Source organism: Paenibacillus polymyxa M1, from assembly GCF_000237325.1.
In the GTDB taxonomy this organism is placed as follows: domain Bacteria; phylum Bacillota; class Bacilli; order Paenibacillales; family Paenibacillaceae; genus Paenibacillus; species Paenibacillus polymyxa_C.
Genome location: NC_017542.1, coordinates 1,457,607 through 1,478,798, shown reverse-complemented (window position 1 = coordinate 1,478,798; position 21,192 = coordinate 1,457,607). Strand labels below are relative to the sequence as shown.

Annotated in this window: 22 protein-coding genes, 6 tRNA genes and 1 riboswitch; of the genes, 9 read left to right on the top strand and 19 right to left on the bottom strand. The window is 45.1% G+C overall.

The window, feature by feature from the left end:
- Positions 1-23 precede the first annotated feature (23 nt).
- A complete protein-coding gene (locus PPM_RS06430; RefSeq protein WP_013369947.1) occupies positions 24-443 on the bottom strand; it encodes an organic hydroperoxide resistance protein in 420 nt (139 codons plus the stop codon).
- A gap of 454 nt (positions 444-897) precedes the next feature.
- On the opposite strand from PPM_RS06430, the gene PPM_RS06425 reads away from it, so the two are divergent.
- The 3 genes from PPM_RS06425 (at position 898) to PPM_RS06410 (ending at position 4,384) form a co-directional block, all read left to right on the top strand.
- The gene (locus tag PPM_RS06425; RefSeq protein WP_013369945.1) at positions 898-2,217 is read left to right on the top strand and encodes an Nramp family divalent metal transporter; all 1,320 of its coding nucleotides are present in this window, start codon (positions 898-900) and stop codon (positions 2,215-2,217) included.
- Between the two features lie 403 nt (positions 2,218-2,620).
- A complete protein-coding gene (locus tag PPM_RS06415; protein WP_013369943.1) occupies positions 2,621-3,163 on the top strand; it encodes a PadR family transcriptional regulator in 543 nt (180 codons plus the stop codon).
- Between the two features lie 12 nt (positions 3,164-3,175).
- Entirely contained in the window at positions 3,176-4,384 is a 1,209-nt protein-coding gene (locus PPM_RS06410) for an MFS transporter (protein ID WP_043885901.1), read from the top strand.
- Between the two features lie 131 nt (positions 4,385-4,515).
- On the opposite strand, the gene kdpC is transcribed toward PPM_RS06410, so the two are convergent.
- From kdpC to PPM_RS06390, 5 genes are all read right to left on the bottom strand, one after another.
- Entirely contained in the window at positions 4,516-5,244 is a 729-nt protein-coding gene (gene kdpC / locus PPM_RS06405) for a potassium-transporting ATPase subunit KdpC (protein ID WP_013369941.1), read from the bottom strand.
- Between the two features lie 19 nt (positions 5,245-5,263).
- Positions 5,264-7,294, bottom strand: coding sequence for a potassium-transporting ATPase subunit KdpB (kdpB, locus tag PPM_RS06400; protein WP_014599551.1), 2,031 nt, complete (start codon positions 7,292-7,294; stop codon positions 5,264-5,266).
- A 53-nt stretch (positions 7,295-7,347) separates the two neighbouring features.
- Positions 7,348-9,024 carry a potassium-transporting ATPase subunit KdpA gene (gene kdpA / locus PPM_RS06395; RefSeq protein ID WP_013369939.1) on the bottom strand — a complete coding sequence of 559 codons (1,677 nt, stop codon included), beginning with the start codon at positions 9,022-9,024 and terminating at the stop codon, positions 7,348-7,350.
- 145 nt (positions 9,025-9,169) lie between these two features.
- On the bottom strand, positions 9,170-9,247 hold the full coding sequence (gene kdpF / locus PPM_RS30575; RefSeq protein ID WP_080567893.1) for a K(+)-transporting ATPase subunit F: 78 nt from the start codon (positions 9,245-9,247) through the stop codon (positions 9,170-9,172).
- Between the two features lie 183 nt (positions 9,248-9,430).
- The gene (locus tag PPM_RS06390; RefSeq protein ID WP_014599550.1) at positions 9,431-9,826 is read right to left on the bottom strand and encodes a hypothetical protein; all 396 of its coding nucleotides are present in this window, start codon (positions 9,824-9,826) and stop codon (positions 9,431-9,433) included.
- A 113-nt stretch (positions 9,827-9,939) separates the two neighbouring features.
- Positions 9,940-10,113, bottom strand: a riboswitch (cyclic di-AMP (ydaO/yuaA leader).
- 464 nt (positions 10,114-10,577) lie between these two features.
- Here PPM_RS06390 and PPM_RS06385 point away from each other — a divergent pair.
- On the top strand, positions 10,578-11,063 hold the full coding sequence (locus tag PPM_RS06385; RefSeq protein ID WP_013369937.1) for a glutathione peroxidase: 486 nt from the start codon (positions 10,578-10,580) through the stop codon (positions 11,061-11,063).
- Positions 11,064-11,211: 148 nt separating this feature from the next.
- Here the strand turns inward: PPM_RS06385 and PPM_RS06380 are convergent.
- A tRNA-Leu gene (locus tag PPM_RS06380) sits at positions 11,212-11,294 on the bottom strand.
- Positions 11,295-11,556: 262 nt separating this feature from the next.
- Between PPM_RS06380 and PPM_RS06375 the strand changes: the two genes are divergently transcribed.
- Both PPM_RS06375 and PPM_RS06370 read left to right on the top strand, forming a co-directional pair.
- Positions 11,557-12,294: an urease accessory protein UreF gene (locus PPM_RS06375; protein ID WP_013369936.1), complete on the top strand. Its 738-nt coding sequence runs from the start codon at positions 11,557-11,559 to the stop codon at positions 12,292-12,294.
- A 291-nt stretch (positions 12,295-12,585) separates the two neighbouring features.
- Entirely contained in the window at positions 12,586-12,807 is a 222-nt protein-coding gene (locus tag PPM_RS06370; protein WP_013369935.1) for a Rha family transcriptional regulator, read from the top strand.
- Positions 12,808-12,924: 117 nt separating this feature from the next.
- Here the strand turns inward: PPM_RS06370 and PPM_RS06365 are convergent, their stop codons facing one another.
- The 6 genes from PPM_RS06365 to PPM_RS06340 all read right to left on the bottom strand — a co-directional run bounded on the left by PPM_RS06365 (position 12,925) and on the right by PPM_RS06340 (position 14,914).
- Positions 12,925-13,308: a helix-turn-helix domain-containing protein gene (locus PPM_RS06365; protein ID WP_013369934.1), complete on the bottom strand. Its 384-nt coding sequence runs from the start codon at positions 13,306-13,308 to the stop codon at positions 12,925-12,927.
- Between the two features lie 88 nt (positions 13,309-13,396).
- Positions 13,397-13,771 (bottom strand): helix-turn-helix domain-containing protein, encoded by a 375-nt coding sequence (locus tag PPM_RS06360; protein ID WP_013369933.1) that lies wholly within the window; start codon positions 13,769-13,771, stop codon positions 13,397-13,399.
- A 190-nt stretch (positions 13,772-13,961) separates the two neighbouring features.
- Positions 13,962-14,417 carry a MarR family winged helix-turn-helix transcriptional regulator gene (locus tag PPM_RS06355; RefSeq protein ID WP_014599548.1) on the bottom strand — a complete coding sequence of 152 codons (456 nt, stop codon included), beginning with the start codon at positions 14,415-14,417 and terminating at the stop codon, positions 13,962-13,964.
- Positions 14,418-14,582: 165 nt separating this feature from the next.
- A tRNA-Leu gene (locus tag PPM_RS06350) sits at positions 14,583-14,665 on the bottom strand.
- Positions 14,666-14,680: 15 nt separating this feature from the next.
- Positions 14,681-14,756: transfer RNA gene (locus PPM_RS06345), tRNA-Lys, on the bottom strand.
- A gap of 86 nt (positions 14,757-14,842) precedes the next feature.
- Positions 14,843-14,914, bottom strand: a tRNA-Glu gene (locus PPM_RS06340).
- Positions 14,915-15,160: 246 nt separating this feature from the next.
- Here PPM_RS06340 and PPM_RS06335 point away from each other — a divergent pair.
- Both PPM_RS06335 and PPM_RS06330 read left to right on the top strand, forming a co-directional pair.
- Positions 15,161-15,922, top strand: coding sequence for a DeoR/GlpR family DNA-binding transcription regulator (locus tag PPM_RS06335; protein ID WP_013369931.1), 762 nt, complete (start codon positions 15,161-15,163; stop codon positions 15,920-15,922).
- A 74-nt stretch (positions 15,923-15,996) separates the two neighbouring features.
- Positions 15,997-16,872, top strand: a complete 876-nt coding sequence (locus PPM_RS06330) for a Cof-type HAD-IIB family hydrolase (RefSeq protein ID WP_013369930.1) — start codon at positions 15,997-15,999, stop codon at positions 16,870-16,872.
- 122 nt (positions 16,873-16,994) lie between these two features.
- Here the strand turns inward: PPM_RS06330 and PPM_RS06325 are convergent.
- The 3 genes from PPM_RS06325 to PPM_RS06315 all read right to left on the bottom strand — a co-directional run bounded on the left by PPM_RS06325 (position 16,995) and on the right by PPM_RS06315 (position 17,717).
- Positions 16,995-17,083: transfer RNA gene (locus PPM_RS06325), tRNA-Ser, on the bottom strand.
- 1 nt (position 17,084) lies between these two features.
- A tRNA-Asn gene (locus tag PPM_RS06320) sits at positions 17,085-17,160 on the bottom strand.
- Positions 17,161-17,204: 44 nt separating this feature from the next.
- A complete protein-coding gene (locus tag PPM_RS06315; protein WP_013369929.1) occupies positions 17,205-17,717 on the bottom strand; it encodes a SprT family protein in 513 nt (170 codons plus the stop codon).
- A 143-nt stretch (positions 17,718-17,860) separates the two neighbouring features.
- Between PPM_RS06315 and cmpA the strand changes: the two genes are divergently transcribed.
- Complete coding sequence (gene cmpA / locus PPM_RS29025; protein WP_013369928.1) at positions 17,861-17,995, top strand: cortex morphogenetic protein CmpA; 135 nt, start codon at positions 17,861-17,863, stop codon at positions 17,993-17,995.
- Positions 17,996-18,099: 104 nt separating this feature from the next.
- On the opposite strand, the gene PPM_RS06310 is transcribed toward cmpA, so the two are convergent.
- The 3 genes from PPM_RS06310 to PPM_RS06300 all read right to left on the bottom strand — a co-directional run bounded on the left by PPM_RS06310 (position 18,100) and on the right by PPM_RS06300 (position 21,139).
- The gene (locus tag PPM_RS06310) at positions 18,100-20,322 is read right to left on the bottom strand and encodes a Tex family protein (protein WP_187298942.1); all 2,223 of its coding nucleotides are present in this window, start codon (positions 20,320-20,322) and stop codon (positions 18,100-18,102) included.
- Between the two features lie 178 nt (positions 20,323-20,500).
- The gene (locus PPM_RS06305; protein WP_007429335.1) at positions 20,501-20,851 is read right to left on the bottom strand and encodes a type II toxin-antitoxin system PemK/MazF family toxin; all 351 of its coding nucleotides are present in this window, start codon (positions 20,849-20,851) and stop codon (positions 20,501-20,503) included.
- Between the two features lie 6 nt (positions 20,852-20,857).
- Positions 20,858-21,139, bottom strand: coding sequence for a CopG family ribbon-helix-helix protein (locus PPM_RS06300; protein WP_007429334.1), 282 nt, complete (start codon positions 21,137-21,139; stop codon positions 20,858-20,860).
- Positions 21,140-21,192 lie beyond the last annotated feature (53 nt).

Sequence of the window (21,192 nt, the reverse complement as noted above, 5' to 3'; positions counted from 1 at the left end):
GTGTGAAATTTTTAAAAATGCGGTCAAATGACGTTGAGTTCAACATCAATGTTACCGCGAGTGGCTTTGGAGTACGGACAAAAATCATGTGCTTGGCGTGCCAAATCTTCAGCCTGGGAACGCTCAATCCCCGGTATTTTTACATCCAGACGCACCGCTAACTGGAAGCCCCCGTCGCTTGGGTCCTTGCCAATCGATACGTGGCTGGTGACCTCTACATTGTCCACCTTTACCTTGGCTTTACGGGCCACATTTGCCAACGCACTTTCATAGCATGCGCCATAGCCTGCCGCAAACAGTTGCTCCGGATTCGTAGCGTCCCCACCTGCGCCACCCAGTTCCTTCGGTGTGCTCAGCTTATGCTTCAATACCCCGTCTGAAGAAGCCACTGAACCGTCTCTTCCACCATGTACCGTTGCTGATGCTGTGTATAACGCTTCCATGATTTCATCTCTCCTTCTTCCATCTTATTGGCATTCCGCAGGAATCCTCGTCATGTTAATACATGATTTCCTTCTCGTATGTACTTTAAACGAGCCACGCAAAATGAATCATTTAAAAAGGGATGATAACTCGTTTATTTACCGTATTATTTACCGTTTAGTTCCACCTCCTTTGTGTTTACACTATATGTTATAAGTCCCTAACCCCTAACTTGATGGGCCGCCTACATTTAAAAATCCAAAACGACCAAGCTGCCCCTTGAGAGCAATATGGCTTGGTTTTTTCCATTGTTTAGTCTTAATTAAGATGGCCAATTGCTTCAAAAATACGATGATTTTGCTTGACCACACAAAAGTTGCACTAGACAAAAACTATTGTGGGTGTACAATAGGGATAACACAATCGCTATGTCACTAATAATATATTTCAATATGAACAAAGAAGGTGAAGCGTATGAAAAATTCAAAGGGCAACTTCGCGGAAATCGCTTCACTATCAGAAGTGAATCGTTCTTTGAGCATCCCGAAAGATGGGACCTGGTTTCGGAAGTTTCTTGCCTTTGCTGGACCAGGCTATATGGTTGCTGTCGGCTATATGGACCCTGGCAACTGGGCTACAGACATCGCTGGCGGATCAAAATTCGGCTACACACTACTTAGTGTCATTCTAATCTCCAACCTGATGGCCATTCTGCTGCAAGCCTTATCTGGCAAGCTCGGTATTGCTACAGGTAAAGATTTGGCTCAAATGTGCCGGGATGCTTACAGTCGCCCTGTCGCGATCGGCTTATGGCTTTTATGTGAAATTGCCATTGCAGCCATGGATTTGGCCGAGGTCATCGGTTCAGCCATTGCCCTGAAGCTACTGTTCGGTCTCCCGTTACTATACGGAGTCATCATTACCGCATTTGATGTTATGCTCATTTTGCTGCTGCAAAATAAAGGTTTCCGGGCATTGGAAACCCTCGTTATTGTATTAATGGCCACGATTGCCGGCTGTTTTGGCATTAATCTCATTTTGGCACAACCAGAATGGGGCGGCGTATTGGGTGGCTTTGTACCGGACTCACAAATATTGACGAATCCAAGCATGCTGTATATTGCCATCGGTATTATGGGAGCTACCGTAATGCCACATAACCTGTATCTGCATTCTTCTATTGTACAAACGCGCAAATATGAGCAGACATCAGCAGGTAAACGGGAAGCTATTACATTTGCAACTTGGGATTCCAGTATAGCGCTCATGTTCGCTCTATTCATTAATGCAGCCATCTTGATCGTAGCAGCTGCCGTATTCCATACAGCAGGAAGAACAGATGTAGCAGAGATTAGTGATGCCTATTATCTGCTTTCGCCATTGCTGGGAACCACACTTGCGAGCATACTGTTTGGAGTGGCGTTACTCGCCTCAGGTCAAAACTCGACCGTGACAGGTACTTTAGCCGGACAAATCGTGATGGAGGGCTTCTTGAATCTTCGTCTCTCACCTTGGTTGCGTCGTCTGGTGACCCGTCTTATCGCGATCATTCCAGCGGTCATCGTCACTGCGATTGCAGGTGAAAAAGGTGCGGAAGAGTTGCTTGTGCTGAGTCAGGTTATTTTATCCATCCAGCTTCCTTTTGCCATCATTCCATTACTGCTCTTTACCAGTGACAAAAAGATTATGGGTGAATTTGCGAATAAAATGTGGCAAAAAGTACTAACCTGGATCGTGACCGCTATCATCATTATCTTGAATGTAGTGCTTATTATTCAGACAATTACAGGTTGATAGACTGTTTGGATGTAACCAGTAAAAAAAGAGGTATTCCAGGAGGCAAAATAGCCATTGGAATACCTCTTTTTCATCATGATCCCCGTACCCATTACAAATAGAATACTCCCCAATTGTCGAATGCTCCCACATTCGGATATCCCAGAATTCACTAAATTATCCAAATAAGCATCGTATCTTTGAATCTTCTCGCCAACATGGAGATGAAAAAGTTCTCCTTCCCTTTGCAAGTGTGGATATTTTTCTAACATAAGGTCTATCGTTTCTTTCGTATATTTACGACTCCCTTCCAATGTAAATCTATACATCATTGGATTGTAATGATATAATCCGACTATAATCCTTTACTAAATATTTAGTATAAAACATTTAGCAATAAAGTTATGGAGGAGATATCATCATGAGTACAACACGTGTAATGGTTCTTGGGCTCTTGCTGCAATATGGAGCAATGTCAGGATATGAAATACAACAGAAAATGCAATCAGCACAGACGGATAAATGGGCTTATGTGCAACCAGCTTCCATATATCATGCCTTAAAAAAACTGGATTCAGAAGGAATTGTACGTTTAGAAACATTAGAACAGACAGGGAATCGGTCCAAAGCTATATATGCTATCACGGAGACTGGAAAAGGCGAGTTTAGTCGACTTTTAATCGAATCATTTAAAGAAACTTCTGTTGTGTTTCCAACAGCCCTGTACACAGCTTTGACTTTTATGGATGAGGCTGGCCTCCATGAAATAGAAGAAGCTTTAAGTTTTCAGCATCAAGCCATTGAAAAAATTTATAAAGAAATGAAACTAGGCCAGGAGCAAAAAGCTGAACTTATGGATATCCCTGTAAACGTCATGTTAATTTTCAAAAATATTTATGATCAATGCGAGCTGCAATTAAAATTTATTAAGCAAATTAAAGAGGAAATCAGAAGAAATTTATAGGAGGATGTAATGATGAAAATGAGTAAAGGAGCGCACTATAAACAAAAAGCTGCTCTAACGGTTGTCGGATTAGCTGTGTTCATTGACATGTTAATCTATGGATTAGTCGTCCCCATTTTGCCAAGATACGCAGATTCTCTTGGAGCAACTCAAACCGAAATTGGATTTTTATTCAGCAGTTATGCAATTGCACTGTTTATAGCTACTCCTATTTTTGGTCTGTTAACGGATCGAATTGGGAGAAAGACTCCTCTGTTATGGGGGTTAATTGGACTCATAGCTTCCACTTTAATGTTCGCCATAGCCCACACCTTCTGGCTGCTTGTACTGGCACGTGCTCTTCAAGGGGTCGCAGCCGCCATGACCTGGACAGCAGGGCTCGCTCTGCTGGCTGAGCTATACCCATCTGAAGAACGCGGCAAAGCCATGGGCTTGGCGTTGTCTGGGCAAGCCGCTGGAACCCTTCTCGGACCGACAATAGGCGGTTGGTTGTATCAATGGGGAAGTTACCAGTTCCCTTTTTACTTTGCCATCGCATTGGCCGTCGTCGATGCTGTACTTCGACTAGTACTCCTGCACGATATTACGGAAGAGAAAAATGAAAAGTACTTATCTCCTTTTTCGTTCATGAAAAATAAAGATTTGCTTTTGGTTATCGGGGTTGTAATTATCGGTGCATCCGTCCCAAGCGTACTTGAGCCAACATTACCGTTACACCTACAGCATAATTTTAACGCTAATCCAGGAGTTATCGGACTGTTATTTGCTATTCCCACACTTGCTTATGGCCTGGCAACCCCCTTTATAGGTCAATTCTCCAGCAAGATCGGCTATAAAAATGGAATTCTCCTCGGTCTACTTATGGTATCCATTGCTCTTCCTCTAACTGCACTTCCAGCAATATTATCACTTCAAGCTGTTATTTTAGCTGTTTTAGGAGTTAGCATGGGTATGGTTCTTGCTCCCTGCTTACCTCAACTTGCTGATATTTCTCAACGAAGTGGAATTCATTCTTATGGAATTACTTTTGCTCTCTATAACACGGCATACTCGATTGGTCTAATGATCGGCCCTATTTTGAGCAGTACTCTCACCGATTTAATGAATATTAAATTATCTTACTTAGTCATTGGTATTATTGTATTAATATACATGTTGGTACTCGCTTCAGCCTTAAGGAAAGCCAAAAATTCATCAAACAATATAAAACTAAGTAAATAAGTAAACAACAAATTCATATCACCTATAAGAAATAAAATACTTCCTTTGCAGCTATCCATCCCAGAGCACCCTAATCCATAGAAAAAGGTATCCCTCCAAACTTATCGCTAGGGGATACCTTTTTCGTCCATCTATGACTTAACTGGCTTAACCTTCATTAGCGCTTCAAGCGCGAGATTCAGCTTGAGCACGTTCACACGCGGCTCGCCGAATACCCCGGCACTGCGGCCTTCGGTCTGCTCCTGCACCAGCGCCTTCAGCTGGTCCTGACCAATCCCCGTCAAGCTGCTAATACGCGGAATTTGAGCCTGTGCCGCCTGTGGCGAGATGTGCGGATCTAGACCGGAGCCGGAGTTCGTAATCAGGTCCAATGGAACCTGACTGACGGGTACATCCGGGTTATGCTTCTGCCAATCCGCAATAGAATCCTTAAGCCGCTGCACCAATGCCGGGTTCGAGGGTGCGTAATTACTTGAGCCTGAACCAGCCCCATTGTAATCGATACTTGATACCCGACCTTGGAAAAAGGCCGGATTGGTAAAGGACTGCCCAATCAGCTCAGAGCCGATTACCCGCCCCTCCGTGTCACGAAGCATACTGCCGTTTGCTTGCTGCGGAAACAGGACTTGCGCCACTCCTGTACTAACTAGCGGATATGCCAATCCGCACAATAGGATCATTAGCACAGAAGTTCGCAAAGCCACTCCAATAACCGCGCTTCCTCGCATCTCACGTCTCTCCGGTTGATTTTCCGGCACTGCCTCCGTCCCTGTACGCTTGTTATGACCTTGTCCGCCAGATCCGGCTTTCTCATGTGCAGCAAACCTGCGTCCAGACAACATCCGATAAAAACCACTCATGTCGCTCACCCTTTCTGCGCTAAATCCACAAATGTACCAGCAAATCAATGGCCTTAATGCCGACAAACGGTACCACCATACCGCCCAGGCCATAAATCAGTAAATTCCGTCCCAACAAACGATCCGAGCTCATTGGCTTATACTTCACGCCCTTCATTGCCAGCGGAATCAGAAGTGGAATAATGACTGCATTAAAAATAAGCGCCGATAAAATAGCCGAGAGCGGGGAACCCAGTCCCATGACATTCAGTGCACTCATTTGTGGAATAGCCAGCATGAACATCGCCGGAATGATGGCAAAATATTTAGCAACATCGTTCGCAATACTGAACGTTGTCAATGCCCCGCGTGTCATAAGCAGCTGCTTACCGATGGCGACCACCTCAATAATTTTGGACGGATCAGAATCCAGGTCCACCATATTAGCAGCTTCCTTGGCCGCGACCGTACCGCTATTCATGGCAAGACCGACATCTGCCTGGGCCAGCGCAGGCGCATCATTGGTACCATCTCCAGTCATGGCAACCAGCTTGCCCTGCTCCTGCTCACGGCGGATAACCGCAATTTTGTCCTCAGGCTTGCTTTCTGCTACAAAATCGTCCACACCTGCTTCACGTGCAATTGTAGCAGCGGTCAGCGGATTATCACCGGTACACATAATCGTGCGGATGCCCATTTCCCGAAGCTGATCGAAGCGCTCCTTCATGCCCGGCTTCACCGTATCCTTCAAATAAATAATGCCGTATATCCGATCATCCAGCGCCACCGCTAACGGTGTACCTCCTTCTGCGGCTACCTGATTTGCTTTTTCCTCCAGATCGGCCGGAACACTGCCTTTTTGCGATACAATCCACTGCCGGACAGAGTCCACGGCGCCTTTGCGTACTCTTCGTCCATCGGCGAGATCCAGACCACTCATCCGGGTTTCTGCCTTGAACTCGATAAAGGTCCCACCTGCTGCCAAGGATTCATCCAGCGTGTACTCCTGCTTGCGCATCAATTCCAGCACCGAGCGCCCCTCAGGTGTCTCATCCTTTAGTGAACTCATCGCCGCCCATTTCGCTAACTCTGCCTTTTCTACACCATCTACCACCACGAATTCACTCGCCATCCGGTTTCCGAAGGTGATGGTACCCGTTTTATCGAGAATCATCGTGTTGATGTCCCCGGATGCTTCTACCGCCTTGCCTGACATGGCCAGCACGTTAAACTGGGTAACCCGGTCCATACCGGCAATCCCAATAGCCGACAAAAGCCCGCCAATCGTGGTCGGAATCAGACAGACTAGCAACGAAATCAGCACGGGAACAGGCAAATCAATCTTAAAATGACGGGCTATCGGAGCCAGTGTCACCACCACAATTAGAAAAATAATCGTCAAACTAATCAGCAATGTATTCAGCGCAATTTCATTTGGCGTTTTTTGCCGCTGTGCACCTTCCACGAGCGAAATCATTTTATCAATAAACGTCTCACCCGGCTCAGTCGTAATTCGCACCTTAATGCGGTCACTGACCACCCGCGTCCCGCCAGTTACCGAGCAAAAATCACCGCCCGATTCCTTAATGACCGGAGCTGATTCTCCCGTAATCGCAGATTCATCCACCGAAGCCAGGCCTTCAATGACCTCACCATCACTTGGAATCATTTCGCCCTGAGAGACGATTACCACGTCACCTTTACGCAATGCTGTGGAGCTGACTACCTGAATCTCATTTCCGACAAGCTTATTAGCTTGCGAGTCCTGCTTGGATTTTTTCAAGGAAGCAGCTTGTGCCTTCCCCCGTCCCTCCGCGAGCGCTTCGGCAAAGTTAGCAAAAAGCAGCGTGAACAACAGAATAATAAATACAGCCAAGTTAAAGCCCATTTCCTTGCCGACTCCAAAATAACCGGGAAGCAGCAGCATGAGCAACACAACCAATGTACCGATCTCTACGACGAACATGACAGGATTTTTCATCATGATCATTGGATTTAATTTGATAAAGCTATCCTTGATCGCCTGCTTCAAGATGCTTCTATCCAGCATGCGTTTGCGTTCTTCCTTCATGATCAAGCACCCCGTTCATCCATTCTCATTTTCTTCTTCATGCTCATTTTTCATTACATGGTCAAAAATTCAGCTACAGGTCCTAATACGATCACTGGTAAAAAGGTTAACGCACCAATCAACAGAACAACCCCGATGAGGATGGCTCCAAACAGCTTGTTGTCCGTGCGCAGTGTACCCGTCGTTACCGGGGTCGGTGCTTTGGCATTCAATGAAGCCGCTACAGCCAGCAATGCAATCATGGATACATATCGTCCAAAGAACATAACTGCTCCGGTCGTTACGTTCCAAAACACGTTGTTATCTGCAATACCTTCAAATCCCGAACCGTTATTTGCCGCAGATGATGCATATTCATAGAGAACCTGAGTCAACCCGTGATATCCGGGGTTAGAGACCGCATCGTATCCCCAATGACTCATAAACGCAAGCGCAGTTGGAGCTAGAATAAGAAACGGATGTACCAAAATGGCAATCGCAATCAGCTTCATTTCCTTGCCTTCAATTTTCCTACCCATAAATTCCGGGGTTCTTCCGACCATCAAACCGCATATAAATACCCCAAGAATCGCATACATCAGCATATTCATCAACCCGACGCCCTTGCCGCCAAAAATGACGTTTAGCATCATTTCTCCCAAAGCAGCCATACCACCTAGCGGGGTCAGTGTATCATGCATATTATTGACCGAACCTGTCGTTGCCGCTGTTGTAACCGCAGTGAATAGTGCCGATTGTCCAATGCCGAAACGAACCTCTTTCCCTTCCATGCTTCCCTGAGATGCATCCATACCCAGTGCCTGGATTAACGGATTACCTGTCTTCTCCGACACATACGTTATGGATAGAAAAATAAGGAACAAGACCATCATCGAGCTAAAAATAATCCAGCCCTGCTTGCGATTACGGGCAAACAATCCAAAAGTATACGGCAGCGAAGCCGGCATTACCCACATTGCTAAAATTTCCAGTACGTTCGTCCAAGGACTTGGATTCTCAAAAGGATGAGCAGAATTAGCTCCCGCAAAACCGCCCCCGTTCGTGCCCAAATGCTTGATGGATTCCAATGAGGCAATAGGTCCCATAGCAATCTGCTGCTGTGTACCGCTTAAAGTCGTAATATCCGCCGTGGACTGTAGCGTCTGTGGTACTTTTAGTCCCACCAGCACCAGCGTAAGTACAAAGGCAAGCGGCAGAAAAATCCGTATGTTGGCTTTAATAAAATCTTGAAAAAAATTACCCAGTCCTTCACCGCGCCGCGTCAATCCCCTCATAAAAGCCGCAGCAACCGAAAACCCCGAAGCAGCCGAAGTAAACATCATCATCGTGACGAACGCCATCTGTGTCAGATACGTAAGCCCGCTTTCTCCGCTATAATGTTGGAGATTCGTATTGGTCATAAAGCTGATTACCGTATTAAAGGCCAATGATGCTTCCATATTACTGTTTCCAACCGGATTGCCTGGGAGTATAGCCTGCAAGCGCAATAGCAGGTAGCTGATCCCCACAAGCACCACATTGGTTGCAATGAAACTCATAGCATACGTGGTCCAACGCATGCTGTCCTGTTTCTTCAAGCCTACAACCTTATAAATCGGCTTTTCCGTTTCACCAAAAATCCGATCCGTCCGATTCGGTTCATTCGAGAATACGTGATACATATAGGTGCCCACCGGCTTTACCAAGAGCAGCAATATGACGATCACAACTCCAATTTGCAGTAGCTCCATCCTCTATTCCTCCTTATAATGCTCCTGCATTTGGAACAACAGACCTGATTCAGAACATCCATTGAGTGCACACGTTTGCGAAAATCTACACCTCTGATGCTTCATTCTTGATCTGCTGTTCCCGCCTGCTCGATCCTATAGTTGACTAGAACTTTTCAGGATTCAGGAGTGCATAGATTAAATACACGAACACAATAACCGTGAGCCCTAGCACAACGATCATCCTCTTCGCCCTCCTTTTGAGGTCTGCGCATCACACCAGCGTATAAACAGTAATATCACTCCATAACTCACAGCCATTACGAGCAGCATGTATAAATCCATCATGTTCCTATCCTCCGTATCGCTCCTCAGATTGTCCTTTTGATTCCATCATAAAATCATAAACCAGCTATGTTATAAGTGCTTATCCGTTCAGCAGGAAACCCACCTCTCCGTTCAATGTGTAGATCACATGGTCCGCTCCCAATCCCCGATAAATTCCTTGTGGATTACAGCCGTGCGTAATAACATAGATCAATTCTGATGTTAGTGGCCGACATATTTGCAGGAAACGGCAAGTCAGATTCAAGCTGTTTTCGAACAAATACACACTCCCAATTTCTTTACTAGGAAAATTCCATTTTCCCGCTTGCATCGTATTGATGCGCACAATGTGCTCCACACCCATTTTTTTGAGCTGTCGTTCCTCCTGAGTGCTATTTGTGAGAACTGCAAACGCCAGTTTTTTGAACATAAGCAATTTCACAAAACTTCTGCCCGCTTCATTCGGTGCAGTGACAATAATTAACCGACCTTCCATCAGTAGCTCCTCTCCCGGTATAAAAAGACAACAAAAAGAAGCCGAAGGAAAAAGGCTTCCTCCGGCTTCATACATTCCATGATAAAATAAACCATGGTTGCACACGGCGGTTTGTTGCCTCTCCCTGTACGCTTACGAGGTTAGCTGTCGGATTCGGACGTGAGAGTCGCCCTATTTACGGCACTTGGCCGGAAAATTCACCCCATGAGACACACACGGCTTGCAAAACCGTACATACTCGTTGGTTCCCCCGCTTTTGCAACTGCAAAATTCAGCGCTTTAGACAATTCGTTGTTGCTTCATTGGTGTTAATTTGAAATTACGTCTTGAATCATACACCCGTGCAAGGAAGACTGTAAAGCTCAACGGCGGGGCTATAAACCACCCTTTAGAGCATAGGAGATTAAGAATAACGCTTACAAGGCAGCTATGCTTCTCGTATCTCTTTAAAACTCTGTATTTCACCCCTTTTTGAAAATGAAAGGCATGTCAATATTGGCGTAGGGTATGGCTTAGTTACTTCTTATTTGCAAAAAGGAAAGAAAATACGCTATACGTGCCAGATAATTACCGATTGAACCCGTTTTTATGAGAAGAAACACCTCAATTAGCTCCATTTGAAGTGCGATTTACCGTTTTGAACAAAAGACGATTTTACAATGGTCCAATGCCCGTATACTCTTCCGGACTTGCAACCCCTTGTTGAGTTGTTTACAATTTAATTGCAGAATATTGAATAAGGAGGGATATCATGAGCGTATATAAATATGATGCACAGACCCTACAAGGGGCACAAATTCCATTATCCACCTACGAAGGGAAAGTTCTTCTTATCGTGAATACTGCCAGCAAATGTGGGTTAACCCCCCAGTACAAGGCGCTACAAGAGCTATATGACCAGTATCATGAACAGGGGCTCGAAATTTTGGGATTTCCCAGCAACCAGTTCGCCAAACAAGAGCCGGGCTCCAGCGAGGAGATCTCTGAGTTTTGCCAAATCAATTACGGTGTGACCTTCCCCATGTTCGCCAAGACAGATGTCAACGGTGATCAGGCACATCCTCTATTTCGCTACCTGACCCACACTGCTCCGGGAGTATTAGGCTCCAAAGCGATCAAATGGAATTTCACTAAATTCTTAATTACACGAGAAGGTAACGTATTTAAGCGTTATGCGCCGCAAACCACTCCAGATAAGCTTATAGGAGATATAGAGAAGCTTTTGCGGAAAAACTGACATCTTTCTTCATTACAGTTAACGAGCGGTCCGCTGTCCATATGACCGCTTCTGTAACAGAATGATATAACGAAAAATATTTAACGAAAAAAGCACCCCTTCACGTAAAACGTGTCAGGATGCTTTTTCAACTGGGTATTACACATAATGCGGTCGAGAGGACTCGAACCTCCACGGGCGTACGCCCACTACCCCCTCAAGATAGCGTGTCTGCCATTCCACCACGACCGCATGTCATAATGTATTGAGGCAACGGATTTATTATACTCTCTCAGCAACAATTTGTAAACAATAATATTATAATTATTTTAGTGTAACTTTATATAACATATATAAGCAATAAAATTATTTAATTTGACATGAAAGAGCTCAAAGTGTAAATATATATTACATAAATAATTGAACTATTATTATATAAATAAGATTAGAGTCAAATAAACTGACACAAATATTCACCTCAAGGAGGCGAACCATCCTGCATAAAGGTAACCGATTGCTAAACTACGCATTGTTGTTGGACCCTTCCCTACCCATTGGTGGTTTTACCCGTTTCTACGGACTGGATGAACGTTTCCGTAACGGAAACTTGAACAGTCTACAGGATCTGAAACATTTTATGCGAGACGATTGGTATCCTCAAATTACAACCCTTGACGGCATGGCCATCAAAAGTCTGTATGCAGCCATCCAGCAGAATGACGGTTGGCGGATCGCCCTTATTGATAAAATGCTGTACACCCAACATCCTTCCTCGCAGTATGTGAAAAAATCGCGACTTTCTGGCCAGCGTCTGCTCAAGCTCACCAAGGCTCTTTATCCTTGGCTTGCATTTGACCAACTGGAAGACACACTCACTCAATACAATGCAATTGGCACACTCGCTACTGTCCACACTTGGATTAACTTCCTTCTCGGAACCGATATAGAACAGACCATTCACGGCTATTTTGCCACAGCGGTATCCTTCTGTATCGAAGATGCCTTCAGACTGCTCAATCCTCCTTACGAGGAAAAGAATCCTCTTATCGATCACATGACCAGCGAGTTGCTCACCACCTGGAAGAAATTTAACGAACCTACGCCAAGCTTATTTCAGCCTCACCTTTTCCATAGCCATCAGACCAGTTCCTACATCACTCAGCCACCCTATATGAGCCATAGTAGCCAATTGAATGCATCCAGGCCCTTTTCCTCCTCCATCCTATTCAAACGCCTTCCAGCCTCCCTCTGATGCGTCGTTTTACCAGTCTAGCAGTCACAATAAAAATACTCTGCCCTTTTCTCAAGCGGCAGAGTATTTTTAATTCATGTATCCAAATTCATACCACTCACAGACTATAGTCGGATTATTTTCACTTTTTGCACTTAATTAAGTAATTATTTTAATAAAATAACGCATTTAAGATTGTATAAACACGTATAAAAGTGTATCATAGTTTTAGATGGTTAATTCTAACATGTTTACTGATGATTATTATATCACACCAATTATTCTGCAAGAATCCGTAAGGGGCGATTTCTCTTGAACAACAAAATGCCTGTCACCTCCTTCGGGTGGGCCATCAAACAAAGGCTTGTCGAGCTTCGACTGGATCAGAAAACATTTTGCGAGACACACAATATCCCGCCTTCACGCTTGTCCAATCTGATTCACGGCACCCGTAAAGCACAAAGGTACAGAAAACAAGTTGCTGCAATTCTGAATATCGACGATAACGATTATAAGGAGGCGACACCACACTAAACCCAACAAGCATCCAGCATCCGACGCGCCGCCATATTATCAGGAAATCAAATAAACCCGTAAACCGAACCCCTTAGTCCGTTTTACGGGTTATCCACCCAGGCGTTTAGCCATAGATTATTCAAGTTTCGCTTTGTCCTTCTCCCTTTTTTGCTTACGGTATTTCGCAAATTCAACATATTCTAAAATAAAGTTCTGTTCTTCTGTCTCAAGATCTTCAGCCTGGCAATTCAATGGCCCCATCACCCCAAAAAAATAAGCAGCCTTCTGCTCCTGAAGCACGCCTTCCCCCGGCTTAATTCCTTTCATCAACCAGTCGAGCGATACATTAAAAAAGTCCGAAATCTGAATCAAATGGGCGGTACCTGGCGTTGTTTTTCCTCTTCTCCAATCACCGAGATTCCCTGAGCTGATTTTAAGCTTTTCACAAAATGCCTTCTTGGTCATTCCCCGATCCTTAATTAAAGCTTCAATCCGCTGATAAATAGTTTGATCTCCCAAAACGTTTCCCCTCCGACACTGTAGCTTTTTTCTAATTATTTTTCAATTGCACACATTAGAATATCCTTATCAAACCTCACAGCAAACATTAATCAGTAGTTGAATTATGCTGGTTTTTCTCTTTACGAAAGCGGGTAAATTCAATATACTCAAGTATAAAATCTCTTTCCGCCTCACTTAGCGATTCCCCCTGGCAATTCAGTTGCCCTGAAGCTCCAAAAAAATAAGGGTCCTGCGACTCCTTTAGTACTTTACTCTGCACATCTCGACCCAGCATAATCCAATCCAGACTAGCATTAAAAAACGAAGCGATTTCAATGAGTTTATTCGTGCCCGGTGTCGTTTTTCCTCTTTTCCAATCTCCAAAGTTTCCTGTACTAATGCCCAACTGCTGGCAAAACGCCTTTTTCGTCATACCTCGTTCCTTAATGAGCTCCTCAATGCGTTGGTAAATAGATTGCATAGAAGTTCCTTCCTCCCTAGCAGGCTCTCCAAATAACGATATCATGTACCCTGTTCCCATTTCAAAGATCACGTATGCTAAAATTACCGAATTATGTATGTTGGTTTTCATTATACCACAATATGCAACAAAAACCGCCTGTTTTCCGAAGAAAGGGCGGTCTTTAAGTCAGTTCGCTTACGCCAATCAATCACGTAGCAGAGTTGTCGATTTTAAGTAAAATCTGCTTCAATTCGTTCAACGTTTCACTCAAGTGCAATAATTCTTCTTCCGGCAGATACACCAGTCTCTCTTGAATTTTATTAGAGAAGGTATGAAATACCTGTTCACAAAAAGCGTCGCCTTCTTCTGTAATGGCTACGTTCACGACTCTACGATCCGAGTCACACGATTGGCGGTCAGCCAATCCATGCTCCACCAGCTTATCCAGAAGAGGAGTCATATTTGGGCGTGAGACATTAAGTTGTTTGGACAAATCGGATACTGTAGACGAACGCACTTCACGCAGAAGCATGAGCACCTGAAAGTTATTAGGCGACAAATGCAACGGAAAATCAAGCGGACCGTAGGTGAAAAATTTCTTCTTCACAATCGGAAACAAGCCCAAAATATTTTCTGATATATTTCCTAACAGTTGAGTGTCCATATTTTTCACCGTCACTTCATAAGTTTATATATTTATTATTCTATAACATTATGGCGTCATATTATACTATGGAATCATTATTTCATCATAATCATTGTTTAATTGCATCAATGCACAAATAAAAAAAGCCTCTAACGCGAGAGACTTTTCCGTTTATTCCATTGATGCGGTCGAGAGGACTCGAACCTCCACGAGCGTACGCTCACTACCCCCTCAAGATAGCGTGTCTGCCATTCCACCACGACCGCATAACAAAATATAAATGGTGAGCCATGAAGGACTCGAACCTTCGACACCCTGATTAAAAGTCAGGTGCTCTACCAACTGAGCTAATGGCTCATGCTATTCATCCAAGCTGTCCGCCATTAGACCAGACCTCAGGAATTCCCCTTAAGCATGCAACATGTAGTCTATAAAGACAACAATGACCCGTAGGGGATTCGAACCCCTGTTACCTCCGTGAAAGGGAGGTGTCTTAACCCCTTGACCAACGGGCCCTATTAATGTACACCAACTTGGCGACAAGAAAGAGTATATCAAATAGAATAGTAAATGGCAATACTTATTTTTAAAAATTTTAAAAAAGCTATTTTATATAATTATAAAATGCATGTTCACTTACATTAACTTATCTATAATCATCTAACCCCTGAAAAATCATGATAAATGATTGCAATATCACTTACATTTACTTATAATCACTTACGAGATACCGAAATGATTATATATCAGAGGAGCTTTCTATGTATCAGGAAGAACGAATGTTAAAAATCGTTGATTACTTACAGCTTCACAAGCGTATTTCGGTGGATGATATTTGTGAAATTTTTAATGTTTCACGGGATACGGCCCGTCGAGACCTGGTAAAACTTGAAGAGCATCAAAAAATTATTCGCACCCGCGGCGGCGCCCTACTCCCTAAACTGCATCACGATCCAATTGGAAATTATAACGAAAGACTACTTACTGTATCAGAGGAAAAACAAGTGATCGGACAACTGGCTGCCAGCATGGTACGAAATAGGGATCGTATTATATTAGATTCCTCGACCACCGTACAGGCGTGTGCAGAAAGACTGAATGTGCAGGAATGTTCGGTTATCACCAATTCAATTAATCAGGCTGACGTACTATCTGGAAAAGACGGTGTCTCCATTCATCTGTTAGGAGGCCGCCTGCAAAAAGAACACCGATATGTATACGGCTCGTCCGTAATCGCCACTTTGTCTCACTATTTTGTAGACAAAGCTTTTATCGGGATTGGTGGTATATCAGCTCACGGACTAAGCCTGATTCATGAAGAAGACGGTATGCTGAAGCATCAGATGATGAAACAGGCGGATCAGGTGATCATCCTTGCGGACCATTCGAAATTCGGAATCAATTTCCCGTATCGTTTTGCTGATTTGTCTGAGGTTAATATCGTGATCACCGATCGCCTGCCAGAATCAGCGATGCTGGAAATTTTGCAACACCATGATATCGAAATTATTGTCCCCTCATAAATTTGAAGCCAATCGCTCTAACTAGACGCAATATTTGTATAACAGAGAGATCAAAAGACAGGAGCTGGAGAGAAATGAAACTGTTTGCGATTGATATGGATGGAACGCTACTGAACGAGGAAGGAAAAATAAGCAAAGCAAATGCAGAGGCAATCCGCAAGGCACAGCAGCAAGGTGTTCAAGTGACAATTGCCACTGGCAGAGCCGCTTATGATGCCTGGACAAAGTTAGAGGAAGCAGAGCTGGTTACTCCTGTCATTGGAGCAAACGGCGCCACTGTACACGATGCGCATCGTCGCCAGTTAACCTCTACTCCTATGGGCCGGAGCGAAACATTTGAAGTGCTGAGCTGGCTCGAGGGTAACGACTTCTACTATGAGGTCATGACAGACCGGGCCATTTATTCTCCACAGAAGGGACATCAGCTACTTGCTGTTGAAATGGACCGCTTGCTGAGCGCCAATCCAGATATTTCACTGGATACTTTATTACATGCAGCTGAAAAGCAATATGAACAGACCGGGCATACCCGCATCGCTTCATATGAGCAGATTCCACTGGATGTAGAGATATATAATGTGCTCTGTTTCTCCTTTGATCAAGCCAAATTGGAATGGGGGCGTGAACGTTACCGAGATTTTCAAGGTCTGAACATGGTCATTTCCTCAGATCGTAACTTTGAAGTCGAGCATAAGGATGCGTCTAAGGGTAATGCATTGCGCTATCTCGCGAATCATCTGAGCATCCCCATGCAGGAAGCGGTAGCGATCGGAGACAGCTATAACGATATTTCCATGCTGACGATGGCTGGGAGAGGTATCGCCATGGGCAATGCAAAAGACGATATAAAGGCAGTCTGCTCCGACGTTACCCTGACCAATGTGGAAGATGGCGTTGCTCATGCTCTGTTGAACTTACTCAAAACCGTCAAGGCTGACACTGTGAAATAGAAGGGATTGGCTGCTACGTTACTTAAAAAACAGATTTAAACAAAAGCAGATCTAAACGAAAAAGACGCTCGCATGCATTGTTACCATGCATACGAGCGTCCTTATTCTACTTAAAATACCAACGGAGAGAGAGGGATTCGAACCCTCGCACCACTTACGCAGTCTAACCCCTTAGCAGAGGGTCCCCTTATAGCCACTTGGGTATCTCTCCATGGCTCCCCGAACAGGACTCGAACCTGTGACAACTCGATTAACAGTCGAGTGCTCTACCAACTGAGCTATCAGGGAACATTACTGTAAATTATCATACAGTATGGTTAATTTACCATGAATCAGGGGGTTACGTCAAGTGTCAACAAGCGAAGTTTACCTCCACATTTTCCACAGCGATATCGCTGTGGGTTCATTTTACGCTTGCGCATATACTCCTGTTGACAGGAAACACACACCAGCTTGTAACGATAAGGCTGAGGTTTTCTTCCCACTCTTCCCGGCAGAGTCTGACAATGCCTGCTCCCTCCTACACGGGCCAGCCATGCTTTGAAATCAGCATCACGATGCTGATAGCCCATTCCGCGCAGATGTAGATGATAATGGCACAGCTCATGCTTTATTATTTTTTCCACTTCAGAGCGTCCATAAGCGGCGAGTTGATGTGGATTAATTTCAATATGATGACTTTTCATAAAATATCGACCGCCTGTAGAAGACAGGCGCGAGTTAAAGGTGGCTTGATGCTGAAACGGCACGCCAAAGCTCTCCAGCGAGATGCGCTCTACCCATTCTTGAAGTTCTTTATTACTCATGGAAGGGTTCATTGAATTGCTCAGAGACTCGGACTCCATCTTTATGGTTTCCCTCCTTTGCTCCATACTGACAAGCATATTATAAAATAACGGCCGAAGTCTAACCCTGGTTCATTAAGCACACTTTAGGTATCCACCCCATATGCTAAACATACAGATGTAACGCAGAGGAGGAGATCGGCTTGCCTCAATGGCTTAGTAACCAGCTCATGCGGGCCTTTTACAAGAAGGACCGACGCCAAATTAGACTGTTGAATGATTGTTGGTTTTTTTATCATAAAGCACCTGGTATAGAATTTGATGCCAACAACGGATAGAATCAGAAACATCCAGAAATGGAAAACCGGAGTCTCCGATATGATTCGGAGATTCCGGCTTTTTTTATACCCTCACAAAATGTCATATAGCTTTATTTATAGCACTATGCCTGTGACTGCGCATCTGCGGGAGGTTTCATGGTCAGACCTACCCTGCCTTTTTTCAAATCAACATTCAACACCCACACCGTTACGTTATCACCAACAGATACAACATCCATCGGATGCTTAACAAAACCACTGCGCAGCTGTGAAATATGAACCAGACCGTCACTTTTAATACCGATATCAACAAACGCACCAAAATCAATGACATTGCGGACAGTTCCTTGAAGTTCCATACCCGGTGCCAGATCCTCGATCTTCAACACGTCCTTGCGGAATACAGGCAATGGCAGCTCGTCACGCGGGTCACGCCCCGGCCGCTGGAGGCTGTCCAAAATATCCCGCAATGTTGGCACACCAACTTCCAGCTTCGCTGCCAACTGCTCAATATTAGACACATTCAGCGCTTCTGTCGCAGCTTTCGAACCCAGATCATGGGCACTGATGCCCAGTTCCGCCAGCAGGCGGTCTACGACAGCATACGATTCAGGGTGGATCGGCGTGCGATCCAGTGGATTTTCGCCACCTGGTATACGGATAAAACCAATGGATTGCTCGTAGGTTTTTGCACCAAGACGCGGCACCTTCTGCAACTGACGACGGTTGCTGAATTTCCCGTTTTCCTCACGGTACTTAACGATGTTTTTAGCAATGGTCGCGTTGATCCCTGCTACGTAGGACAGCAGCGCCGAGGAAGCTGTGTTCACATCCACACCAACGTGGTTAACAGCCGATTCTACAACGTCCTTCAAACTTTCATCCAGATGTTTCTGCGACACATCATGCTGGTATTGGCCTACACCAATGGCTTTCGGCTCAATTTTGACAAGCTCAGCCAGCGGGTCCTGCACACGACGCGCAATAGACGCCGCACTTCGCTCAGCTACGTCCAAATCAGGGAATTCTTCCTGTGCCAGCTTGGAGGCAGAGTATACGCTCGCACCTGCCTCATTGACGATCAGATACGCGAGGCTGCTGTCACCAATATCCGCGATAACTTCGGCTACGAATTGCTCTGTCTCACGTGATGCAGTTCCGTTACCAATGACAATCAACTCGATATCGTATTTGGCAATCAGCTGCTTGAACGTTTCTGCAGCCTCACGTTTCTTGTTGTTTGGCGGTGTCGGATACGTCACAGCCACTTCCAGCAGCTTGCCTGTGTCATCGACAACAGCCAGCTTACAGCCTGTCCGATAGGCTGGATCGACTCCAAGCACACGACGCCCCTTAATCGGAGCCTGTAGCAACAGGCTGCGCAAATTGCCTGCAAAGATAGAGATGGCCTGCTGCTCGCCCTTCTCTGTCATTTCAGCACGCACTTCACGTTCGATAGATGGCGCGATAAGCCTTTTGTATGCATCCTCAATGACACTGCGCAGCAGGTCTTCCACCACAGACGATCCTTTAATCACTTGACCTGCCACATAAGTGTAAATGGAATCTGGCGCTACCTCCAAACCAACCTTAAGAATACCTTCCCGCTCCCCGCGATTAATCGCCAGAATACGGTGAGGTGGCATTTTCTTAGCCAGCTCACGATAGCTGTAGTAATTTTCATACACAGACTCTTGCTCGGTGTCCTTTGCTTCAGAGGTCAACATTCCATGATCCAGTGTATATCGGCGCACCCATTGGCGAATAGCCGCATCATCAGCTATATTTTCGGCCAAAATATCCATGGCTCCTTGGATGGCAGACTCAGGGGTTTCGACTCCCAGCTCAGCATTCACATAGGATTCAGCTTCTTTCAAAGCATCACCCTGCTTCGGCTGACCCCAAATCCAGATGGACAGCGGCTCCAACCCCCGTTCCTTTGCCACACTGGCGCGAGTCTTGCGCTTTTGCCGATATGGACGGTACAGATCCTCCACTTCCTGAAGCTTAACCGCAGAAGTGATAGCAGCCTGCAGCTCTTCAGTCAGCTTGCCCTGTTCATCAATAATGCGGATGACCTCTACCTTACGATCCTCCAGATTACGTAAATACAGCACACGATCTTCAATATCACGCAGCTGATTTTCATCCAGCTCTCCTGTCATTTCCTTACGATAACGCGCGATAAAAGGAATGGTATTTCCTTCATCCAATAAACTGATCGTTGTCCGGATTTGCTTGAGTGCCAGCGACAGCTCTCTCGCCACTTGTTTGACAATCCGTTCTTGGCGTTCTGCTTCGTTCGGCTCCTGCCCAATTTCCGTCTTCATTTCCTCGTTAGACAAACCTATCCCTTCTTCCTCACAGCTCTTGTCATACATCATGTCTTTTATTATCACAAAAAATGATTCAAAGCGCCAGCAGGTGACGTAAAAGCAAGCCCTACCTGTATTGTTCTTCGGACATGCAAAAGGACAGCGCTAGAGCGCTGTCCTTTCCCGTTTCACTCGTCGTTCCATCATACTAAAAATCAATCAAACCGAGACTGATCTGTAGCGAGTCGCTCACTTTGCGCATGGTTTCTTCATCCAAATGGGTGATTTTGTCGGTAAGCCTTTGCTTGTCGATTGTCCGGATTTGCTCCAGAAGAACAACAGAATCACGATCAAAGCCATGCGTCGCCGCGTCGATTTCCACGTGTGTAGGCAGCTTTGCCTTCTGAATCTGTGCAGTGATGGCTGCTACGATCACGGTAGGGCTAAACCGGTTGCCGATATCATTTTGAATGATCAGCACAGGTCTGACGCCACCTTGCTCGGAACCGACTACGGGTGAAAGGTCTGCAAAAAAAACGTCGCCGCGCTTTACGATCAATATGGATTACACCCCGCTAACTGTACGGCCCAAGGTGCTGTTTGCATCTTCCTCCGCGTGAAAGGCTTCGGATGCCATGGTCAGGTTAATTTTAGCCATTTCCATGTATCCACGCTGCATAGCTTCACGAATGTAACGTTTTTTACGTTCACCTACATAAAGCTTCATTGCCTGCCTGATAAATTCACTGCGGTTGGAATTTTCCATAGCTACGATCCCGTCCACTTCCTGCAAGAGATGATCTGGCAAACTGATCATTATTCTTTTGGTGTTCTGCAAATTGGCCAACTTCTCTTCCACCCCCAAAACCTTGTCGCCATTGTACCATTATAACGTTATTC

Excerpts from the sequence above, each read along its gene's own strand:
- PPM_RS06430 (WP_013369947.1), bottom strand. The coding sequence starts at position 443 with ATGGAAGCGTTATACACAGCATCAGCAACGGTACATGGTGGAAGAGAC.
- PPM_RS06425 (WP_013369945.1), top strand. The coding sequence starts at position 898 with ATGAAAAATTCAAAGGGCAACTTCGCGGAAATCGCTTCACTATCAGAA.
- PPM_RS06415 (WP_013369943.1), top strand. The coding sequence starts at position 2,621 with ATGAGTACAACACGTGTAATGGTTCTTGGGCTCTTGCTGCAATATGGA.
- PPM_RS06410 (WP_043885901.1), top strand. The coding sequence starts at position 3,176 with ATGAAAATGAGTAAAGGAGCGCACTATAAACAAAAAGCTGCTCTAACG.
- kdpC (WP_013369941.1), bottom strand. The coding sequence starts at position 5,244 with ATGAGTGGTTTTTATCGGATGTTGTCTGGACGCAGGTTTGCTGCACAT.
- kdpB (WP_014599551.1), bottom strand. The coding sequence starts at position 7,294 with ATGAAGGAAGAACGCAAACGCATGCTGGATAGAAGCATCTTGAAGCAG.
- kdpA (WP_013369939.1), bottom strand. The coding sequence starts at position 9,024 with ATGGAGCTACTGCAAATTGGAGTTGTGATCGTCATATTGCTGCTCTTG.
- kdpF (WP_080567893.1), bottom strand. The coding sequence starts at position 9,247 with ATGATCGTTGTGCTAGGGCTCACGGTTATTGTGTTCGTGTATTTAATC.
- PPM_RS06390 (WP_014599550.1), bottom strand. The coding sequence starts at position 9,826 with ATGGAAGGTCGGTTAATTATTGTCACTGCACCGAATGAAGCGGGCAGA.
- PPM_RS06385 (WP_013369937.1), top strand. The coding sequence starts at position 10,578 with ATGAGCGTATATAAATATGATGCACAGACCCTACAAGGGGCACAAATT.
- PPM_RS06360 (WP_013369933.1), bottom strand. The coding sequence starts at position 13,771 with ATGCAATCTATTTACCAACGCATTGAGGAGCTCATTAAGGAACGAGGT.
- PPM_RS06355 (WP_014599548.1), bottom strand. The coding sequence starts at position 14,417 with ATGGACACTCAACTGTTAGGAAATATATCAGAAAATATTTTGGGCTTG.
- PPM_RS06335 (WP_013369931.1), top strand. The coding sequence starts at position 15,161 with ATGTATCAGGAAGAACGAATGTTAAAAATCGTTGATTACTTACAGCTT.
- PPM_RS06330 (WP_013369930.1), top strand. The coding sequence starts at position 15,997 with ATGAAACTGTTTGCGATTGATATGGATGGAACGCTACTGAACGAGGAA.
- PPM_RS06315 (WP_013369929.1), bottom strand. The coding sequence starts at position 17,717 with ATGGAGTCCGAGTCTCTGAGCAATTCAATGAACCCTTCCATGAGTAAT.